Genomic DNA, 17984 nt, shown 5'->3' with positions numbered 1-17984 from the left:
CGTGACGGTGCGTCAGTCCTCTGTCGCCGGGCCCCGCTCCCCGGCGGCGGTGGGCATCCAGACGCGCATGGTGGAGGGGCCGCGGCTCGCCCAGGTGAGGTACGGCACCAGCGTCAGCTCGGTGCGCTCGCCGTCCGGGGCCGGGGGCGGCTCGTACGCGTAGGGCCACCATCCGGCCGGGCGGGCGCCGTTCAGTCCGCCGGCGACGACCACCCGGTCGCCCTCCCCGTCGCGCGGTGGCACGGAGGGGTCCACGGTGACCGCGTCGACGTCGTGGCCGCCGGGCAGGTCCGGGGATTCGACGCAGTAGACCACCGGGCCACGCTCCAGGGCGACGGCACCGCGGATCGCGTCCACCCGCGGGTCGGGGTGCACCCACCGTGGGGCCACGGGGAGTTCGAGCCGGACCTCGTCACCGGGGCGGAGCGTGCCGGGGACGACGGCCGTGCCGGGGCGTACGGGCAGGCGCTCCCCGCCGGGCGTGACGAGCACCGCCCGCCCGGCCCAGCCGGGGACGCGCAGGGACAGGGCCCAGGGGCCGCTGGGCGCCTCGTCGACGGTGACGGTGACGGTGCCGTCCGCCGGGTAGCCGGTCCGCACGCGCAGTGCGAGGCCTTCCCCGCCGGCGGTGCGGGTGGCGATGTCGGCGTCGGCGTACTGGTGCAGCTGCAGCCCGTCGGCGTCGGCGGTGGCGACGTAACCGGCGAGGGCGGCCAGGGTGCGCGCCACGTTCGGCAGGCAGCAGGAGACGGCGAACCACGGGGCGCGCAGGCCCGACGCGGAGCGCGGCCGGTCGCTGTCGTGCGGGGGGACGGTCGCGCGGACGCGCTGGTGGAGGGTGTTGGCGTAGAAGAAGGCGCGGCCGTCGTCCGCGGGCGAGGTGGCGATGACGTTGTAGAGCGTGCGCTCGGCGAGGTCGGCGTAGCGGGGGTCGCCGGTCGCCAGCAGGAGGCGCCAGCTGAGCATGAGCGACGCGACGGAGGCGCAGGTCTCGGAGTAGGCGCGGTCCGGGGGCAGGACGAAGTCCTCGCCGAACCCCTCGTCGCTGTGGTGGGAGCCCATCCCGCCGGTGAGGTAGGTCCGGCGGGCCGTGGCGTGCTCCCACTGCCGGACGACGGCGGCGAGCAGCTCGTCGTCACCGGTCTCGACGGCCACGTCGACGGCTCCGGACGCCAGGTACAGGGCCCTCACGGCGTGCCCGCGCAGGGTGTGCGCCTGCCGCACCGGGACGTCGTCCTGGAAGTACTCGGAGCCGAACTCGCCCCCGTCGAGGCTGCCGTGGCCACGGCGGTCGAGGAAGAGGGCGGCCTGGTCGAGGTAGCGGCGGTCGCCGGTGGCGCGGTGGAGTTCGGCCAGCGCGGTCTCGACCTCGGCGTGCCCGCACAGGCCGGGGCTCGCGCCCCCGGGCCCGAAGACGTGGCAGATGTGGTCGGCGGCGCGGATCGCCGCCTTGGCGAGCGCGCCGTCGCCGCGGGTGCGCAACTGGGCCACCCCGGCCTGGATGAGGTGGCCCGCGCAGTAGAGCTCGTGGCCCCATTCGAGGTCGCTGTAGCGGGGCGGGCGACCGGGGTGGCCGAACGCGGTGTTGAGGTAGCCGTCGGCCTCCTGGGCGGCGACAACGCTGTCGGTGAGTTCGTCGACGGCGGCGTCGAGGGCGCTGCCCGGCGTGCGGGCCGCCTCCCACACCATCGCCTCGAGCAGCTTGTAGACCTCGGAGTCGGAGAACTCCCGTCCTCGGCGGCGTTCGCCGAGGGGGCCGCCGGCGGCGGCGATCCGGAAGTTGTCGATCCAGCCGACGCGTTCCATCCACTGCCGGCAGTGGTCGAGGGTGGCGGAGGCGTTGACCTGCTGGCGTCGGGCCCAGAAGCCGCCGGTGATGCGGACTTCGCCGAGGCCGAGAGGACGTCGGCTGCCGCGGGTGGGCAGCACGGGAGCCGGGATCGGCTGTGTCATGGTCTCTCTTTCGGTCGTGGTGCCGGGGCGGAGGGGGGTCAGCCTTTGAGCGCGCCGGACATGAAGCCGCGGATGTAGTGCCGCTGCAGGAGGAGGAAGAGCACGAGGCAGGGCAGGGCCAGGACGACGACCCCGGCCTCGGTGGTCCCGTAGTCGATGGCGCCCATGGAGCGCTGCCGCAGGTTGGCGACGGCCAGCGGCAGTGGTGCCTTGGCGCTGTCGGAGATCAGGATCAGCGGGGCGATGAAGTCGTTCCACGCGGCGAGGAAGGCGAACAGCCCCACGGTCACCAGGCCGGGCCACACCGCGGGCAGGAGGATGCGGACCAGGGCCTGGGCCGTGCCGCAGCCGTCGACGAGCGCGGACTCCTCGAGTTCGTGCGGGACCGACTCGAAGGAGATCCGCATCATGAAGGTCGCGAAGGGGAGCTGGTACATCGTCAGCACCAGGCTGAGCCCGAACAGCGAGTTCTGCAGGCCCAGGTCGCCCAGCAGCACGTACAGCGGGATCAGCAGCGTGGCGTAGGGGACCATCAGGATGGCCAGGGTGAGCAGGAACAGGGCGTTCTTCCCGGGGAAGGTGAAGCGCGCGAAGGCGTACCCGCCCATGAGGGAGACGAGCAGCGTGAGGGCGACGGTCAGCAGCGAGACGACCGTGGAGTTCCAGAGGTACTGGGCCAGCCCTGCGTCGTAGTGCAGGAGCGAGCGGTAGTTGCCGAGCCCGTAGCCGGACTGCTGCGCGGTGCCGGGCTGTCCGCTGACGGACGCCCAGGCGCTCCAGGCCAGCGGGAAGAGGAAGAGCGCCGCCAGCCCTCCGACGAGGACGTGGTGGGGGGTGCGGCCGAGGCCGTGGGGTTTCATGGCGGGTACCTGTCCGCTAGGTGTCCGTGCCGCGCAGTCCGCGGAACTGGGCGACGTTGAGGATCAGCAGCACGGCGAGCACGACGACGGACAGCGCGGCCGCGGCCCCGAGGTCGAGTCGCTGGAACGCCTCCCGGTAGATCAGGGAGACCACGGTCATGGTGCTGTTGTCGGGTCCGCCCTTGGTGAGGATGAAGAACTGGTCGAAGGCGAGCAGCGAGCCGGTGACCGACAGGAGCAGCGTCAGGGCGAGGGAGGGCCGCAGGAGCGGGAGGGTGATGCTGCGGAAGGTCTGCCAGCGTCCGGCGCCGTCCATGCGGGCCGCCTCGTAGACGTCCTGCGGGATGCGCTGGAGGCCGACGAGCAGGATCAGCATGTAGAAGCCGGCGTACTTCCAGACGATGAGGGCGACGGTGGACCACAGGGCGGCGGTCGGGGTGCCGAGGAAGGAGACCGGCCCGTCGACCAGGCCGAGCCGCTCCAGCAGGGGGCTGATCGGGCCGACGTTGGGGCTGTACATGCCGAGGAACAGCAGTGACGCGGAGGCCAGTCCGAGCGCGCTGGGCAGGAAGAAGACCGTACGGAACAGGCCCGTCCCGGGGCGGCTCTCCTGGACCAGCAGGGCGAGGAGGAGGGCGAGTCCGAGCAGCAGCACCGTGACGAGGGCGGTGTAGGTGAGGGTGAAGCGGACGGAGGGCCACAGCAGGTCGTCGGTGGCGGCCTCGGTGAAGTTGTCCGGCGCGTTGAAGCCCTGGTTCCCGGCGAGCAGCGGCCAGTCGCTGAGGGACATCCGGCCGACCAGGAACAGCGGCACCACGAAGAAGACCGCGACGAACGCGGCGGTCGGCGCCGCGTAGCCGATGCCCTGCGCCGGGCGGGTCCGCCACCAGGGGACGCGGTGGGCGGGGCGGTCCTTCCCGGCACCCGACGGGGACCGGGAAGGCGGCTTCCCGTCGGGTGCCGGGGAGCCGGAGCCGCGCGATCGCGCGAGCAGCATGACGGTCAGTCCTTCAGGGACTCGGTGATGGCCTTGTTGTCCGCGTCGACCTTGGCGGGGTCACCGAACACGGCGTCCCGCATCAGGGCCAGCCACGGCCCGTTGGGGTCGTTGAAGGTCTGGCCGAACTTCTGGGAGATGGGCGTCCTGCCCTTGGCGACCAGGGTGTTGATCAGCACCTGGCGGGGGTCGGCCTTGGCGTACTTGTTCTCGGCCAGGTCGGTGCGGGCGACGATGTCCTTGTGGGCGGCGAGCACCTCGACCTGGGCCTCGTCGCCGAGGGACCAGGCGAGGAAGTTCCATGCCTGGCCGGCCTTCTTGCTGTTGGCGGAGATGCCGAGGGAGTCACCGCCGACGAAGGTCGACTGGCCGCCGTCCGGGCCGGGGATGGCGGCGACGCCGAAGTCCAGGTCCTTGGGCATCAGGCCGAGGGTGGTGGACGGCATCGGCATCACGCCGATGGTGCCCTTGGGGAACAGGCCGGTCCAGGTGGCGCCGGTCTCCTCGGCCGCGCCGGGGGCGGTGATGTCGTCCTGGGCCCAGCCGCGGTACGTCGCGTACACCTCCTTCGCCACCGGCGAGTCCAGGGTGGCGGCGGTGCCGTCCTCGTTCATGACCTCCTGTCCCGCGGCCCACATCGACGGCCACCAGGTGAAAACCCCGCAGCCGCCGCAGTTGCCGCCGAAGAAGGTGCCGTTGACGTCGCCGCCCAGCTTGTCGACGGCGCGGGCCTGCTCGTCCCACTCCTTCAGCGTGGTGGGGGGCTTCTCCGGGTCGAGTCCCGCCTTCTTGTAGAGCGTCTTGTTGTAGAAGAGCACGGAGGAGTCGATGGTGTGGGGCACGGTGTACTTGCGGCCGTCGAGGGTGCCCGCGGCCATGTGGGCGGGCGCCAGCTCCTTGCCGTACGGCAGGGCGTCGACGCGGTCGGTGATGTCGGCGTACAGGCCGCTGGCGGTGTAGTTGGGCACGAACACGACGTCGGAGGCGAGGATGTCGGGCAGTGACTTGGAGCCGGCCGCGGCGCCGACCTTCGCCTGGTAGTCGTCGGTGGGGATGACCGTCAACTGCACCTTGTTCTTGTGGGACTTGTTGTACGCCTTGACCAGGGCCTGGCTCTGCTGCTGCGTGGCGGCGCGGGTCCACATCGTCAGGTTCGCGCCGTCGTCGGGGCCCATGACCCCGCCCTTGTCCGCGGTCGAGCCGTCCCCGCCGGAACCGCAGGCCGCGAGCGCGGTCGTGACGGTGAGCAGCCCCACGGTTGCGGCCAGGACCCGCAGGCGCCTTCGTCCCCGTACGTCGGTGGTGTTCATGTCTCGCTCCTTGCTCGGTGGGCCTGGCATGTCGAGGGAGGCGGCAGCGGCCGCCTAAACTCACCGAAAACGTTTTCCGTTAAAGTAGAAGCGGCACCCGTAGGCGTCAACCACCCTGCACGCATCGCGGAAAAAGACTTTCGAGTAGCCTTTCCCCACCCACGGGGCGCAGCTCCGCGGGCCCGCGACGAACACGAGGAGGGATGCAGCCATGGTCCAGCCGGCCGAACACGCCGCAGGCCGACCCGCGACTCTCAACGACGTGGCGCGGCTGGCCGGGGTCTCCCCCGCAACGGCCTCCAAGGCGCTCAACGGCCGCAGCCAGGTGCGCGACGAGACCCGGCAGCGCGTCATCGAGGCCGCCGAGCAGTTGTCCTTCCGGCCCAACCCCGTGGCCCGCAGCCTGCAGGCCGGGCCGACCCGCACCGTCGGGCTGCTCACCGGCGACCTCGAGGGACGCTTCAGCATCCCGATCCTGATGGGCGCCGAAGACGCTTTCGGTGCGGGCGAGCTCGCCGTCCTGCTGTGCGACGCGCGCGGCGACGCGATCCGCGAACGGCACCACGTACGAGCCCTGCTGGACCGGCGCGTCGACGGGCTGATCGTGGTCGGCAGCCGCACCGACCCGCGCCCCTCACTGGGGCGTGGGCTGCCCGTGCCGGTGGTGTACGCCTACGCGCCGTCCGAAGACCCGGACGACCTGTCCATCGTCCCCGACAACGTCGACGCCGGACGCACGGCGGCCCGCCACCTGCTGGCCTGCGGCCGCGGCCGCATCGCCCACATCTCGGGCGACCCGACCTACGCCGCCGGCCGCGACCGCGTGCGTGGCGCGCTGGAGGTGCTCGCCGAGGCGGGCGTCGCGCCAGTGGGCGAGGCCCGCTTCGGCGAGTGGTCCGAGGGGTGGGGCCGCGCGGCGACCGTCATGCTCCTCGACCAGCACCCGGAGGTCGACGCCATCATGTGCGGCAACGACCAGATCGCCCGCGGCGCCATCGACATCCTCCGGGAGCGGGGGCGCACCGTGCCGGAGGACGTCGCGGTCATGGGCTTCGACGACTGGAAGGTCATCACCACCGCCTCCCGCCCCCCGCTGACCAGCGTCGACATGCAGTTGGAACACCTCGGCCGGGTGGCTGCCCGCGCCCTGTCCGCGGCCATCGCAGGGCAGCGCCGCTCCGGCACCGAACCGCAGCCCTGTCGCCTGGTGATCCGCGGTTCGACGGCGCCGCTGGCGTAGTCAGCGCAAGCGCACGGTGACGCCCATACGCTCCAGGAAGGGCACCACCGCGTCGAAGTAGCCCAGCTCGCCGTCGCTGTCCACGCTGACGCCGGCCAGGGCGTGCCGGGCCACGTCGGCGTCGTGCCAGACGAGCGTGAAGGGCACGCGCGGCGCCTCCCCGCGGCACTGGCAGCCGCGCAGCGCGTTCCAGCACTGGAACCATTGGCGGCCGGGGCCGCCGATCGCCTCGCCGAGCGCGCAGTGCAGGCCCGGGACGTCGGTGACGTACCGCCCGTCCATCTCGCACACCGTGCCGGGCTCTTCGGGGCCCCCGCACGTCTCGGTGAACAGCAGCCACTCCCGGCGCCCCTCGGTCGGGAACCGCGCCCATGCGTTGCGTTCCCGCGGCGGGCCCTCGTGCCAGGCCTCCCACACGGGCCGGGCCTCGGACGGGAAGGGCATGTGGCGCATCAGCCCGCCCCTCAGCGTCACGTCGATCAGCGCACCGCCCAGCGTCGAGGGGCGGCACTCGTCGACCTCCACCGCGATGTGCTCCTGGACCGCGGTGGGCCGGCCCGTACGGTCGAGGAGCCAGAGCCACAGGTTGTCGCCGCCGTGGCGGGGCACGACCAGCCGGCGCAGCAGGTTCGGCGAGGGCTCGCAGCCGATGAGGCGTACGGGCCGGCGGGCGGGCGCCGGGCGGTGACCGTACAGGCCGTCCACGCGCCGGCAGTGCCCGATCGGGCCGCCACTGGTGCCGTTCAGGAGGGTGACGTCGGCTTTCGAGGACGCCTTGTGGCGGTGGTGGCGACCGTCGGTGACCACGCACTCGACGACGAGGTCGAGCCGCGCGGGGTCCTCCGCGGCCGGCCCGCTGCCGACGAGGACGACGTCCTCCAGCGTGAAGTAGTCGTGGGTGTACGGATCCTCGCTGTCCAGGTCCTCCACGACGAAGGACAACTCGCCGAAGGGGACGGGTACGTTCCCGGCGGACCGCTCGGCGGCCCTGAGGAGCCGGCCCGTCGGCGCGCAGCCGAGGAGGGTCAGCCGCTCCCGGAACGCGGCCCGGTCCGTGAACAGTCCTTCGGCGTCGACGCATCGCGCCCACACCGTCTGCTCCCCGTCCCACTCCTCGTCGACGATCGCGAAGCGCAGGGGCAGCTCACGCCCCCAGACCACCTCGTCCACCGAACCGTGGCCGTCCACGTGCCGCTCCCCCTCCCCCGGCCGCGACGGCCGGCGACGATCATAGGGGGTCGGGCTCCTCGTACGGGATGCGGTTCAGGTGCCGGATCTCGCCGAGCGTGCCCCACTCGTCGGCGCCGAGCTTGGTGAGGGGCCGCAGCAACCGGGCACTCGGACGGCCGTCCGCGAGGACCGCCCGGTCGGCGACGGCGTGCACCACCCGCCCGAAGACCAGGGTGGAGTTGCCCACCCGCAAGGAGGTGTGCGAGCGGCACTCCAAGGCGACCGGCGAGGCCACCACCCTGGGCGGACGCACCCTCAGGCTCGGTTCGCGCTCGATGCCCGCGTGGTCGAACTCGCTGACGTGCCGCGGGAAGTCGGTGGCCGTGACGTTGACCAGCGGCATCAGGGCCTCGGAGGCGAAGTTCACCACGAACTCGCCGGTGTCCTCGACGTTGCGCAGCGAGTCCTTGCGGCCGATCGAGGTGAACTGCACGATCGGCGGATCGGTGCTCGCGATGCTGAAGAAGGAGTGCGGCGCGAGGTTCTCGTACCGGCCGTCCGGGGTGACGGTGGAGATCCACGCGATCGGCCGGGGCACGACCACGGAGGTCAGGAAGCGGTAGAAGGCGGAGCCGCCCATGGCCTCGGGATCGAAGTCGACGCGCATGGCCGCAGTATCCCCGGCGGCCCCTCGCCGCACCGGCCGCCCGCCGGCTCCCCGGCGTGTCGGACCGCCGATCCGGCGACGCCCATTCGGCGCTCGCCCGGCCCGCACCCGGGCCGGAACGGCGCCACCGGCGTTCCCGGGAACGTCGTGACCGTCGCGCTGTCACGTTTCGCGGCGCGGCCCGGTCATCTCTGCGAACCGCACTCCACACCACAGAGGAGCCCACCATGGAAGCCCGCGTGAACTACTTCGGCCACGCCCTCGCCGGCAAGGTCATGAGGCACCTGAACTCGGCGAGCAAGGTAGTGGCGGAGTCCACGCTGCCGGCGACGACCCAGGAGCTGGTGAAGATCCGCGCCAGCCAGATCAACGGCTGCGGCTTCTGCACCGACATGCACACCAAGGAGGCCGCCGCGGCCGGCGAGACCTCGGTGCGCCTGAACCTGATCGCGACCTGGCGCGAGGCCACCGTCTTCGACGACGCCGAGCGCGCCGCCCTGCAGCTGACGGAGGAGGCCACCCGGATCGCCGACGCCGCCGGCGGTGTCACGGACGAGGTGTGGGCGAACGCCGCCAAGCACTTCGACGAGGACCAGCTCGTCGCGCTGATCTCGCTGATCGCCCTGATCAACGCGTACAACCGGATCAACGTGACCAACCAGCAGCCGGCGGGCGGCTACCAGCTCGGCATGTTCGGCTGACCTGCGGTTCCCGCCGCCGGCGCCGCCCAGGCCGGGCCGTCCGCACCCGTCCCGACCCCGACCCCGGGGCGGGTGCGGACGGCGTCCTCCGGCCGTCCCCGAGGCGGCGCCGGCGGCGGTTCAACGCGTGCGGAGGTAATCGAGGCCCTTCTCGCGCAACGACCGGTGCAGGCCGTCGTAGGCCGTCGCGCCGCCCAGCACGGTCTTGGGCAGCTTGGCGACCACGGTGTAGTTGGTGTCGACCACGTTGCCGATGGGCGCCAGCCCGGCCTGGCTGACCAACTGGTAGGCGTCGAGCCGGTGCAGACCGGTGAGGGCGGACGTCCAGCCGACCATGTCGTGCTGGCTGATCCGGTAGGCGTCCTCGAGCGGCCGTACCGACCCGGTCGACATCAGGAAGCGGTCGTCCTCCAGGCGCGGCCAGGCGGGGGCACCGCCCTTGAGCAGGTCGATGACCACCACGGTGTGCATCGCGGACTCGACCGCCGTGCCGCACACCTCGCCCTCGCCCTGCCGGCAGTGCCCGTCACCGATCGCCAGTTGCGCCCCGGGGACGTTGACGCCCAGGTAGAGGGTGCTTCCGGCGCGCAGTTCCGGGGTGTCCATGTTCCCGCCGTGCGCGCCCGGCGTGATGCTCATGACGACCTCGCCGGCGGCGGGGGCGACCCCCACGGTGCCGTGCATCGGGTCCAGCGGCAGCTCGACCGTGTGGTCGGAGAAGCGGGCCTGGAACCGGCAGCTGTTGCGCTCGCGGTCGATCCCGTACCGCCACACTACCTCCTGCAGCGGATCGTGGAGCAGCGCCGTGGAGTGTGTGGTGGTCAGCGCGCCGAAGTGCGGGAACGTGGTGGAGACCGCCCAGTCCCGGGCGGGCGCGATGTCGACGAAGTGGACGGCCAGGGTGTCGCCCGGCTCGGCACCCTCTACGTGGATCGGCCCGGTGACGGGGTTGAGGTAGGGGAACTCGCACACCTTGCTCGGGAGGTCCTCCGGACTGCGGACCAGGCCCCCGAAGCAGTCCTCGGTGAAGAGCTCCACGACCGTGCCCGGGCGTACCCGCAGCAGGGGCTCGCGGGAGCCTCCGAAGGCGTAGGCGTACTGCTCGGGGGTGGGGTGGAGCCGTACGACGTCGAGATCGTTCACGGCTGTCCTGCCTCCTCGGCGGTGGTGGGCTCGTCGGGTATCTCGGTGCGCCGGCCGGCGACCAGCAGGCCCAGCAGCAGGAGGGCGCCGATGGCCAGCCAGGCGAAGCCGAGCCGCTGGGCGGTGACCTTGGCGTTGATCACCACGTAGGTGAGGATCGCGAAGCCGATCAGCGGTGCGATCAGGTGGCGCCACCAGTCGCGGCTGCCCTGGCGGACGACGTAGTGGACGACGACCGAGACGTGCAGGACGAGGAAGGCCGTCATCGCACCGAAGTTGACCAGCGAGCTGAGCAACGTGATGCCGTCCGAGCGGGAGTTCATGTAGAGGCCGAGGACGAGCGAGACGACCGCCACGAGGAAGGTCGCGTTGACGGGCACCCGGCGGCGGGGGTCGACCTTGGCGAGGAAGCCGGGGAGCTGCCGGTCCCGGGCCATCGCGAACAGCAGCCGGGAGGTGGCGGCCTGGGCGACCAGCGAGTTGGCGAAGCCCCAGGCGATGGCGGTGGCCAGGGCGCTGAGGGTGCCGAGCCAGGCTCCGCCGGCGGCGCGCGCGGCGTCGTAGAAGGCGGTGCCGTCGGGGTCCCCCGCGTCGATCAGCGCCTGCGGGTCGGGCACGAGCATCGCCGCGACCCAGGTCTGCACGATGAACAGGGTTCCGGCGAGCAGCAGGGCGGCGACCATCGCGCGGCCGATGGCCCGGGCCGAGTCGCGGTTCTCCTCGGCGAGCGTGGAGATGCCGTCGAAGCCGAGGAAGCTGAGGACGGCGATCGACACCGCTCCGAAGACCAGCGACCAGGAGAAGGTGCCGGAGTCGTAGAAGGCGTGGAAGCCGGAGCCGTTGCCCTTGCCCTGGACGAGCGCGGTGACGCCCACGGCCAGGAAGATCACCAGGACGACCAGTTCGGCCGCGAGCATGATCTTGTTGATCCTGGCGGTCATCTCGATGCCGAGGTAGTTCACGGCGGTGTTGAGCACCACGAAGCCGATCAGCCAGAGCCAGACCGGCACCGAGGCGACGAGCGAGTTCATCGCGACGGCGGCGATCAGGTAGAGCAGCGCCGGCACGAGGACGTAGTCGAGCAGGATCATCCAGCCGGACAGGAAGCCGACCGGCGCGCCGATGCCCCGGCCGGCGTAGGAGTAGACCGACCCGGCCATCGGGAAGGCCCGGGACATCTGGGCGTAGGAGTGCGCGGTGAACATCATCGCCAGCATGCCGATGGCGTAGGCGAGGGCGACCATGCCGCCCGAGCCCTGGAAGACGCCGCCGAAGATGCCGAACGGCGCGATCGGCACCATGAAGACCAGGCCGTAGACCACCAGGTCCCGGAAGCCCAGTGACCGCGCCAACTGCTGGGTGTAGCCGTACTTCTCGAGGTCTTGCCCTTGAGGTGCGCTGTCGCTCACGTCGCCTCCCCGGCGGCCGCGGTCCCCTGACTGGCGGGGTGATCTTAGGGTCCGCGGCCGACCCAGGGGAACGCTTGTGCACGGGGATTCTGACGGGACGTCGGCGCCTCCCCGGATCCCTCACCCGGCGGTGCCGGAAGCCCCGAGGACGACCGTGCGTGCCCACTCTGGCGGCGTGTCCGGCACGTACTCGGGGTCGTCCTCGCGCCAGGAGCGGCGCGCGCCCTCGCGGGGGAACAGGCCCACGACGGTGCGGCAGGCCGGACGCGACGCGGGCCAGGGCGTCTGACCGTCCGTCAGCACCACGACGACGTCCGGGCCGGGCCGGGTACGCAGGGCGCGTGCGAAGCCACTGCGCAGGTCCGTGCCGCCGCCACCGAGCAGCGGGATGTCCTCGGCACTGCACAGCGTGTGGGCGATGCGTGCCGCGGCGTCGCACGGCACGACGGTGACCATGTCGCGGCGGCCGCCCACGGCGCGGGCGATCGCGGCCACTTCGAGCAGCGCGGTGCCCAGTTCGGCGTCACTGACCGAGCCGGACGTGTCGATGACCACGCAGACCCGGGGCGGCCGGCGCCGCAGGCCCGGCAGGACGACGCCAGGCACGCCGGCCGACCGGCGCGAGGGCCGGCCGTAGCTGTAGTCCTGGCCCCCGCCGGAACCGGAGGCCGCCGCACGCACCGCCGCTCCCAGCAGTTCCCGCCACTGCTGCGGCGGGTGGAAGGCCTCCTCCGCCCACCGCCGCCAGTTCTTCGGGGCGTCGCCGGGGCGGCCGTTGATGCCCTGAGCCACGCGGAAGCGGACGGCGTCGCGTTCCTGTTCGCTCAGGCCGTGGGCGCCCTCCGGGCCGAGGTCCCACGCGCGTTCCAGGCCGTCCGCGCCGCTGCCGCAGTCCAGCCAGACGAAGTCCTGCGTGAGCGGGCCGATGCCGAACAGCGGGAGGTACTCCTCCATGAGCTTCGCCTCGGGGAGGCCCAGCGAACGCGGGAGGACCGCTCCCCGCGGCGTCTCCAGACCCTCCCCGAAGGCGTCGTCGTTGACCTCGCAGTCCGCGGCGATGTTCATCCGCAGCCGCTCGCCCGGGCCCTCCAGCCCCTGCTCCCGTGCCACCCGGTCGCCGCGCCCGTGGTGGTCGCGCAGCAGGTGGGACACCTCGTGCACCCACACCCCGGCCAGGTCCTCGACCGGTGTGCGGTCCACGAACGCCGGCGAGACGTAGCACCGCCAGTACGGGTCGACGGCCATCGTCGGCACCCGCCGGGACTCCACGACGTGCAGCGCGAACAGCGCCGTCGCGAGGTAGGGGCGGACGCGGGCGGCGTACAGCCGGGCCGCGAGGAGCTTCTCGACGTCCAGCGCCGCCGGCGCCACCACACTCACCGGCCGGCCTTCGCGACGAGCCCGGCCCGGTCGGCCGCCCGGTCGGCGCGCCGGGACAGCGACACCACTCCGGCGAGCCGCTCGACGGTCGCGGGGACGTCCCAGTCCTCGCGGCGCAGCGAGGCGAGCGTGGTCGCTGGGACGACCACGAGGTCCGGGGCCCCGGTCTCCAGGGCCCGGGCCAGCAGCGCCCAGGCGGCGTCCCAGCGGGACTTCTCCGGCCGCTTGCGGACGGCGTCCACCACACCGTCCAGTACCGCGTGGCGCAGGTCCCCGCGCTCGGGCAGGACGGCACCGGCCGGGTCGGCGAGCACGTCCTCCGGGTCGGGCAGGTCCATCCGGTCCATGCTCGCCAGCAGTTCCAGCCCGGGGCCGTCCCCCACGGTGCCCCGGACGAGCAGGGAGAGCACCTCCCGGGAGACCCCGGCCGCGGTCGCGAAGGCGATCAGCGACAGCGTCATGTCCCAGCTGCGCGGGGACGGCCACGCGCCACCGCGGCGGGTCTCGCCGGTGGGGAGCCGGTGCACGAGACCGGGGCGGGCGGCGAGCAGCCCGCACACCGCGCGCCGGGCGAAGTCCACGGCCTCGGGCAGCCCGCCGGGGTCCAGCCGCGGCAGCGTGGCCCGGGGCCAGGTCCCGCCGAGGCCTCGGACCACCACGTCGTGGTCGTGGGTCCACTGGAGGTGCACGAACCGGTTGGCCAGCGGCGCGCTCAGCTCCCAGCCGTCGGCCGCCGAGGAGCGGGGGTTGGCGGCGGCCACGATCCGGACCCCGGGCGGCAGCCGCAGCGCGCCGACCCGCCGCTCCAGCACGAGACGGAGCAGGGCCGCCTGCACGGCGGGCGGCGCGGTGGACAGCTCGTCGAGGAAGAGCAGGCCCCGGCCGGCCCGCACCAGGCGGACCGCCCAGTCCGGCGGGGCCATCGGGACGCCCTGCTCGGCCGGGTCGTCCCCGACGACGGGGAGCCCGGAGAAGTCGGACGGCTCGTGGACGCTGGCGATCACCGTGGTGAGCGGAAGGTCCAGGGCGTCGGCGAGCTGGGTGAGGGCCGCGGTCTTGCCGATCCCCGGCTCGCCCCACAGCAGCACCGGCAGGTCGGCGGCGACGGCCAGGGTGAGGGCCTCCAGCTGGGTGTCGGGGCGCGGTTCTGTGGTGGTGTCGCGCAGCAGGGCCAGCAGGGCGTCCGCGACGTCGAGCCGGGGCTGGGCGGAAGGCGCGGAGGGCGGGGCGGACGGGGCGTGCGTGGGCATGGGCATGGGTGATCACCTCGGGGGGTTCGTGGAGCCGGAGAAAGGGATGCGGGGGCGTGCGCGGGTACGCCGCGCACGCCCGGGGTCAGCGGGAGGTGCGGTGCCGGGGGTTCGGCCGGCCCGGGCGGGATCGGGGCGCGGGCTCCGGGAAGCGGTCGCGCGGCGGCACCCGCCCAGGGGCGGGCCCTGCGAGGCCCGCCCTGAACAGGCCGTAGGCGATGCGCCGTTGGGCGGCCGCCTCCAGCTCGTCGCGCAGTGGACCGTCGCGGAGCACGGCACCGGGGCCGAGCAGGCCCTCGACGACGGTCAGCGCGCCGGCGATGTCGCCGTGGTCCAGGCGTGCCCGTACGTCGGCGAGGGGTTCCGGGCGCCGGTGCGCCCGGTCGATCGCCTGCAGGCAGGGCAGCGGGGTGCCGGTCAGCGCGACCAGCAGTGCCTCGCGGCGGATCTCGTCCGGGTCGTGGTCCAGCGCGGCCAGGACACCGTCGACGAGGCCGATCCGATGGGCTTCGCCCCGGCACTCCACGACCCGCGCGGAAGCACCCGGAGGGCCGGAAGGACCCTGCGGACGCGACGGCCGGTGGCCCGGCACGAGCGCGGCGGCGACCAGCGGGTGCAGTCCGTCAGCGCCCAGGAGGCCGGCCTCGAGGAGTTCGACGTCCGGCGGCACCCAGGTCGCCGCGTCCGGCAGCACCGGCAGCAGCCGGCTGCCCCCGGCGTCCGCGGTCGCCTCCGTGATCCGCGCGGTGGGCGCGCCCGTGCCGTCACCGTCACGGCTGACGTCCACGAGCAGCCGGTGGCGGGAGCCGAGGCGCACGCGGACGGCGCCGGTGGTCCGGCCCTCGGCACGCAGCACCCTGCGCGCCTCGTCCTCCCACCGGTCGACCGCGCAGCGCTGGTGCGGCGGCAGTGGCCCGGGGGGCTCCGGGTCCGGGAGGCCGGTCGGGCCGGCGCGGCGGCGGCCGGTCCCGGCGCGCAGCGGCAGTTCACCGGTTCTGCGCGCGTCCCACAGGTGACGGTGCAGGTCGAGACGGAACCGCCGGTGGGGCCGGTGGTGCGGGTGGTGGAGGGCGCCCGCATCGGGGCGGGCCGGGTCCCACAGCGCGAGGCTGAACCGCTGCCCGCCGTCCGCCCAGGCGGGCGGGGTCCTCACCACGAGGTGCACCTGTCCGCCGCACTCCGCCCCCGGGACCCCGTACCGGGCCAGGGTGATGGTCAGGCCGGGACGCAGCAGGCCGTCGGGGGCGACCCGCGGCATGTGCCAGCGCAGCAGGTCGGGAGCGAGGTGGCGGAGGTCGGCCCGGACCCGGGCCGCGAGCTCCCGGCCGTGGGTGCGGGCGAGGGAACGGAGGTTGAGGTCGACGTCGACGCCGGCGGCGGCACAGGCTCCCGCCCAGTCACCGGTCCGGCGGCGGGCGGTCGCGTTCTCGACCATGGAGGGCGGCACGGCGAACTCGCGCACGCGCAGCCAGAGGGAAAGCCGGGAATCCTCGTTCGCGATGTGAGTGGGCATCAGCACTCACCTTGCGCGGACGGGACCCCCAATCGGAGAGGGAAGTTGTTCGTCATCGCGGGGAGCATAGCGTTCCCGGTCACGATCTGTCAGGCCCCACCGCGGGCGGGCGGGCATCCGGCGGCCCCGCGCGGGGGCGGCACCACGTCCGGGTCCGGCCCCCGCACCCAACACCAGGTCGCCGGCCGTGCCGCACGGCGGAGACGGCGGCGGTTCGGCGACCCGGCCGGCGGCACCGGGGTTGCCCGCGTCGCCCCGGATCGCGGGCAACCCGCCCACGAGACCTCCGCCTTGGGGCGCCGGGTACGGCGGACGCCCTCCGGCCGGATCCCAGGAGCCGGGAGCCGGCCGCCCCGGGTCACGTCACGGAACGGATGGTGCCGCCGTCCACGCGGATCGTGGCGCCGCTGATGTAGTCCACCGACCGCGCGGCCATGGCCCTCTCCGTCGTCGCCGGCTTCTGGCTGATGCGCAGGATGATCGGCAGCACCGCGCTCGTCGACACCGACGAGCCCGCACTGGCCCGAAGCCTGGAGCAGGTGTTCACCCTGCTCCTCGGCGACTGACCGCCGGCCGCCTCGCCCGCGTTCGGCGGCCCTCCGGAAACAGAATCGCGCGGCACGGGGTTTCCCCTACATGGCTACTCTCGGACTGATCGGCAGCGGACACATCGGCGGCACCCTCGCACGGCTCGCGGTGACCGCGGGCCTGGACGTGGTGCTCAGCAACTCGCGCGGACCGGAGACCCTCGAAGACCTGGTGGCCGAGCTGGGCCCCCGGGCACGCGCGGCGACCCCCGCAGAGGCGGCCGCCGCGGGCGACTGGGTCGTGGTGACGATCCCGCTCAAGGCGTACGACCGGGTCCCCGCGGCCCCGCTGGCCGGGAAGACGGTCGTCGACACCGGCAACTACTACCCCCAGCGCGACGGCCGGATCGCCGCGATCGACGACGGGTCCACCACGGACAGCGGGCTGCTCCAGGCCCACCTGCCCGACGCCCACGTGGTCAAGGCGTTCAACAACATCTTCTTCCGCCACCTCGCCGACCTCGCCCGCCCCAAGGGCTCACCCGACCGGACCTCCCTCCCGATCGCCGGCGACGACCCGGTCGCCGTCGCGCACGCCACGGAACTCCTCGACGTGCTCGGCTACGACGCGGTCGGCTACGGCACCCTCGCCGACAGCTGGCGTTCCCAGCCCGGTACCCCCGTCTACGGTCTGCCCTACGGGGGCGGTGAGGTCGAATTCAACAAGGCCCCGGCGACCCCCGTTCCCGCCGACGTGATCCGGGCCGCGCTCGCCGCCGCCACCCGCTGAAGGACCCACCCCGCGGCATCCGCCGGCCGATCCGCTGACCGACGTCCTGGGCCCGCCGGCCCGCGCGGCGCGCGGTCCGCGTGCCCTGAGGCCCAGGAGCCGTGGGCCGACGGCTCGTGCGCGCGTGCCGCGTTCGAGCGCACGACGGCGCCCCGTACCGGCTTCCCGGTGCGGGGCGCCGCCGTGCGGTACGGGCTGCGTCAGTTCCCGCCGAGGGCGGCGTCGCGGTTCCCGTAGCGGCGCCGGAACCTCTCGACGCGGCCGGCGGTGTCCACCACGCGGGCGGTGCCGGTGTAGAACGGGTGGCTCGCGGAGGAGATCTCCACGTCGACCACCGGGTAGGTGTTGCCGTCCTCCCAGACGACGGTCTTCTCGCTGGTCATCGTGGAGCGGGTGAGGAAGGCGAAGTCCGCCGCGCGGTCGCGGAAGACAACGGGACGGTAGTCCGGGTGGATGCCTGGTCTCATGGTTCCTCCGTGCTGTGTCGTACGGCCCGCGGGGGCCGGGGGTGGCGTGTGCCGGGCCGCGGCGTCACCAGGAGGCCTTGCGCACTCCGGGCAGATGGCCCGCGTGGGCCTGGGCGCGCAGGTTGATCCGGGAGAGGCCGAACCTCCGCAGGTGACCGCGGGCCCGTCCGTCGAGGGAGTCCCGGTTGCGCACCCGGGTGGCGCTCGCGTCGCGGGGCTGCCGATCCAGTTCCCGCCGCGCGTCGGCCTTCTCCTGCGGCGTGGCGTCGGGGCGGCGCAGGACGTCCTTCAGTTCGGCGCGGCGCGCGGCGAACCGGGCCACGACGAGCTTGCGCCGCTCGTTCTTCGCGATCTTCCCCACCCTGGCCATCAGACCTTCCCTCCGCGGGCGCGGATGACGGCGACGGCCTTCTCGACGCCGATGCGGTCCACCGTCCTGATGCCCTTGGCGCTCAGCGTGAGCCGCACGGTACGGCCCTCACTGGGCAGCCAGTACCGCTTGTGCTGGACGTTCGGGTCGAAGCGGCGCTTGGTGCGCCGGTGGGAGTGCGAGACGGAGTTGCCGAAGCCGGGCTTGCGGCCAGTGAGTTGGCAGTGTGCAGGCATG

General features: G+C 73.5%; 18 protein-coding genes. 4 read left to right on the top strand and 14 right to left on the bottom strand.

Annotation, left to right across the window (positions count from 1 at the left end; translation table 11 throughout):
* Window positions 1–12 precede the first annotated feature (12 nt).
* From ACZ7MY_RS10785 to ACZ7MY_RS10770, 4 genes are read right to left on the bottom strand one after another with little or no spacing between them, the layout of a single operon-like run.
* Window positions 13–1953, bottom strand: coding sequence for a glycoside hydrolase family 127 protein (locus ACZ7MY_RS10785; protein WP_499601008.1), 1941 nt, complete (start codon window positions 1951–1953; stop codon window positions 13–15).
* Window positions 1954–1991: 38 nt separating this feature from the next.
* A complete protein-coding gene (locus tag ACZ7MY_RS10780) occupies window positions 1992–2813 on the bottom strand; it encodes a carbohydrate ABC transporter permease (RefSeq protein ID WP_499601007.1) in 822 nt (273 codons plus the stop codon).
* Window positions 2814–2829: 16 nt separating this feature from the next.
* Entirely contained in the window at window positions 2830–3810 is a 981-nt protein-coding gene (locus tag ACZ7MY_RS10775) for a carbohydrate ABC transporter permease (RefSeq protein ID WP_499601006.1), read from the bottom strand.
* 5 nt (window positions 3811–3815) lie between these two features.
* On the bottom strand, window positions 3816–5120 hold the full coding sequence (locus ACZ7MY_RS10770; protein WP_499601005.1) for an ABC transporter substrate-binding protein: 1305 nt from the start codon (window positions 5118–5120) through the stop codon (window positions 3816–3818).
* Between the two features lie 211 nt (window positions 5121–5331).
* On the opposite strand from ACZ7MY_RS10770, the gene ACZ7MY_RS10765 reads away from it, so the two are divergent.
* Window positions 5332–6360, top strand: coding sequence for a LacI family DNA-binding transcriptional regulator (locus ACZ7MY_RS10765; RefSeq protein WP_499601004.1), 1029 nt, complete (start codon window positions 5332–5334; stop codon window positions 6358–6360).
* Here the strand turns inward: ACZ7MY_RS10765 and ACZ7MY_RS10760 are convergent, their stop codons facing one another.
* Window positions 6361–7548 (bottom strand): barstar family protein, encoded by a 1188-nt coding sequence (locus ACZ7MY_RS10760; RefSeq protein ID WP_499601003.1) that lies wholly within the window; start codon window positions 7546–7548, stop codon window positions 6361–6363.
* 40 nt (window positions 7549–7588) lie between these two features.
* A complete protein-coding gene (locus tag ACZ7MY_RS10755) occupies window positions 7589–8197 on the bottom strand; it encodes a flavin reductase family protein (protein WP_499601002.1) in 609 nt (202 codons plus the stop codon).
* A gap of 227 nt (window positions 8198–8424) precedes the next feature.
* Here ACZ7MY_RS10755 and ACZ7MY_RS10750 point away from each other — a divergent pair, with 227 nt between their 5' ends.
* Complete coding sequence (locus ACZ7MY_RS10750) at window positions 8425–8898, top strand: carboxymuconolactone decarboxylase family protein (protein ID WP_499601001.1); 474 nt, start codon at window positions 8425–8427, stop codon at window positions 8896–8898.
* 120 nt (window positions 8899–9018) lie between these two features.
* Here ACZ7MY_RS10750 and ACZ7MY_RS10745 read toward each other — a convergent pair whose 3' ends face one another.
* The 5 genes from ACZ7MY_RS10745 to ACZ7MY_RS10725 all read right to left on the bottom strand — a co-directional run bounded on the left by ACZ7MY_RS10745 (window position 9019) and on the right by ACZ7MY_RS10725 (window position 15593).
* Entirely contained in the window at window positions 9019–10041 is a 1023-nt protein-coding gene (locus tag ACZ7MY_RS10745; protein WP_499601000.1) for an acetamidase/formamidase family protein, read from the bottom strand.
* A complete protein-coding gene (locus tag ACZ7MY_RS10740; protein ID WP_499600998.1) occupies window positions 10038–11450 on the bottom strand; it encodes an APC family permease in 1413 nt (470 codons plus the stop codon). Before ACZ7MY_RS10740 ends, ACZ7MY_RS10745 begins: the two co-directional genes overlap by 4 nt.
* A gap of 120 nt (window positions 11451–11570) precedes the next feature.
* A complete protein-coding gene (locus ACZ7MY_RS10735; RefSeq protein WP_499600997.1) occupies window positions 11571–12830 on the bottom strand; it encodes a vWA domain-containing protein in 1260 nt (419 codons plus the stop codon).
* Window positions 12827–14080: an AAA family ATPase gene (locus tag ACZ7MY_RS10730; RefSeq protein ID WP_499601314.1), complete on the bottom strand. Its 1254-nt coding sequence runs from the start codon at window positions 14078–14080 to the stop codon at window positions 12827–12829. The genes ACZ7MY_RS10735 and ACZ7MY_RS10730 overlap by 4 nt, the downstream gene beginning before the upstream one ends.
* 85 nt (window positions 14081–14165) lie before the next feature.
* The gene (locus ACZ7MY_RS10725; RefSeq protein ID WP_499600996.1) at window positions 14166–15593 is read right to left on the bottom strand and encodes a hypothetical protein; all 1428 of its coding nucleotides are present in this window, start codon (window positions 15591–15593) and stop codon (window positions 14166–14168) included.
* Between the two features lie 434 nt (window positions 15594–16027).
* On the opposite strand from ACZ7MY_RS10725, the gene ACZ7MY_RS10720 reads away from it, so the two are divergent.
* Together ACZ7MY_RS10720 and ACZ7MY_RS10715 are read left to right on the top strand one after the other, a co-directional pair.
* On the top strand, window positions 16028–16159 hold the full coding sequence (locus ACZ7MY_RS10720; RefSeq protein ID WP_499600995.1) for a hypothetical protein: 132 nt from the start codon (window positions 16028–16030) through the stop codon (window positions 16157–16159).
* Between the two features lie 70 nt (window positions 16160–16229).
* On the top strand, window positions 16230–16910 hold the full coding sequence (locus ACZ7MY_RS10715; RefSeq protein ID WP_499600994.1) for an NADPH-dependent F420 reductase: 681 nt from the start codon (window positions 16230–16232) through the stop codon (window positions 16908–16910).
* 200 nt (window positions 16911–17110) lie between these two features.
* Here ACZ7MY_RS10715 and ACZ7MY_RS10710 read toward each other — a convergent pair whose 3' ends face one another.
* From ACZ7MY_RS10710 to rpmB, 3 genes are all read right to left on the bottom strand, one after another.
* Window positions 17111–17377: a type B 50S ribosomal protein L31 gene (locus ACZ7MY_RS10710; RefSeq protein WP_499600993.1), complete on the bottom strand. Its 267-nt coding sequence runs from the start codon at window positions 17375–17377 to the stop codon at window positions 17111–17113.
* Between the two features lie 64 nt (window positions 17378–17441).
* Window positions 17442–17747, bottom strand: coding sequence for a 30S ribosomal protein S14 (rpsN, locus tag ACZ7MY_RS10705; protein ID WP_499600992.1), 306 nt, complete (start codon window positions 17745–17747; stop codon window positions 17442–17444).
* Window positions 17747–17983 carry a 50S ribosomal protein L28 gene (rpmB, locus tag ACZ7MY_RS10700; protein ID WP_499600991.1) on the bottom strand — a complete coding sequence of 79 codons (237 nt, stop codon included), beginning with the start codon at window positions 17981–17983 and terminating at the stop codon, window positions 17747–17749. Before rpmB ends, rpsN begins: the two co-directional genes overlap by 1 nt.
* Between the last annotated feature and the right edge of the window lies 1 nt (window position 17984).

This window comes from Streptomyces sp. NPDC111520 (assembly GCF_055635295.1).
Note: the sequence above shows the minus strand (reverse complement) of the source record. Positions and strands in the feature narration are given on the sequence as shown.

Excerpts from the sequence above, each read along its gene's own strand:
- ACZ7MY_RS10775 (WP_499601006.1), bottom strand. The coding sequence starts at position 3,810 with ATGCTGCTCGCGCGATCGCGCGGCTCCGGCTCCCCGGCACCCGACGGG.
- rpmB (WP_499600991.1), bottom strand. The coding sequence starts at position 17,983 with ATGCCTGCACACTGCCAACTCACTGGCCGCAAGCCCGGCTTCGGCAAC.
- ACZ7MY_RS10780 (WP_499601007.1), bottom strand. The coding sequence starts at position 2,813 with ATGAAACCCCACGGCCTCGGCCGCACCCCCCACCACGTCCTCGTCGGA.
- ACZ7MY_RS10770 (WP_499601005.1), bottom strand. The coding sequence starts at position 5,120 with ATGAACACCACCGACGTACGGGGACGAAGGCGCCTGCGGGTCCTGGCC.
- ACZ7MY_RS10755 (WP_499601002.1), bottom strand. The coding sequence starts at position 8,197 with ATGCGCGTCGACTTCGATCCCGAGGCCATGGGCGGCTCCGCCTTCTAC.
- ACZ7MY_RS10785 (WP_499601008.1), bottom strand. The coding sequence starts at position 1,953 with ATGACACAGCCGATCCCGGCTCCCGTGCTGCCCACCCGCGGCAGCCGA.
- ACZ7MY_RS10720 (WP_499600995.1), top strand. The coding sequence starts at position 16,028 with ATGGCCCTCTCCGTCGTCGCCGGCTTCTGGCTGATGCGCAGGATGATC.
- ACZ7MY_RS10765 (WP_499601004.1), top strand. The coding sequence starts at position 5,332 with ATGGTCCAGCCGGCCGAACACGCCGCAGGCCGACCCGCGACTCTCAAC.
- ACZ7MY_RS10730 (WP_499601314.1), bottom strand. The coding sequence starts at position 14,080 with ATGCCCACGCACGCCCCGTCCGCCCCGCCCTCCGCGCCTTCCGCCCAG.
- ACZ7MY_RS10715 (WP_499600994.1), top strand. The coding sequence starts at position 16,230 with ATGGCTACTCTCGGACTGATCGGCAGCGGACACATCGGCGGCACCCTC.
- ACZ7MY_RS10725 (WP_499600996.1), bottom strand. The coding sequence starts at position 15,593 with ATGCCCACTCACATCGCGAACGAGGATTCCCGGCTTTCCCTCTGGCTG.
- ACZ7MY_RS10750 (WP_499601001.1), top strand. The coding sequence starts at position 8,425 with ATGGAAGCCCGCGTGAACTACTTCGGCCACGCCCTCGCCGGCAAGGTC.
- ACZ7MY_RS10710 (WP_499600993.1), bottom strand. The coding sequence starts at position 17,377 with ATGAGACCAGGCATCCACCCGGACTACCGTCCCGTTGTCTTCCGCGAC.
- rpsN (WP_499600992.1), bottom strand. The coding sequence starts at position 17,747 with ATGGCCAGGGTGGGGAAGATCGCGAAGAACGAGCGGCGCAAGCTCGTC.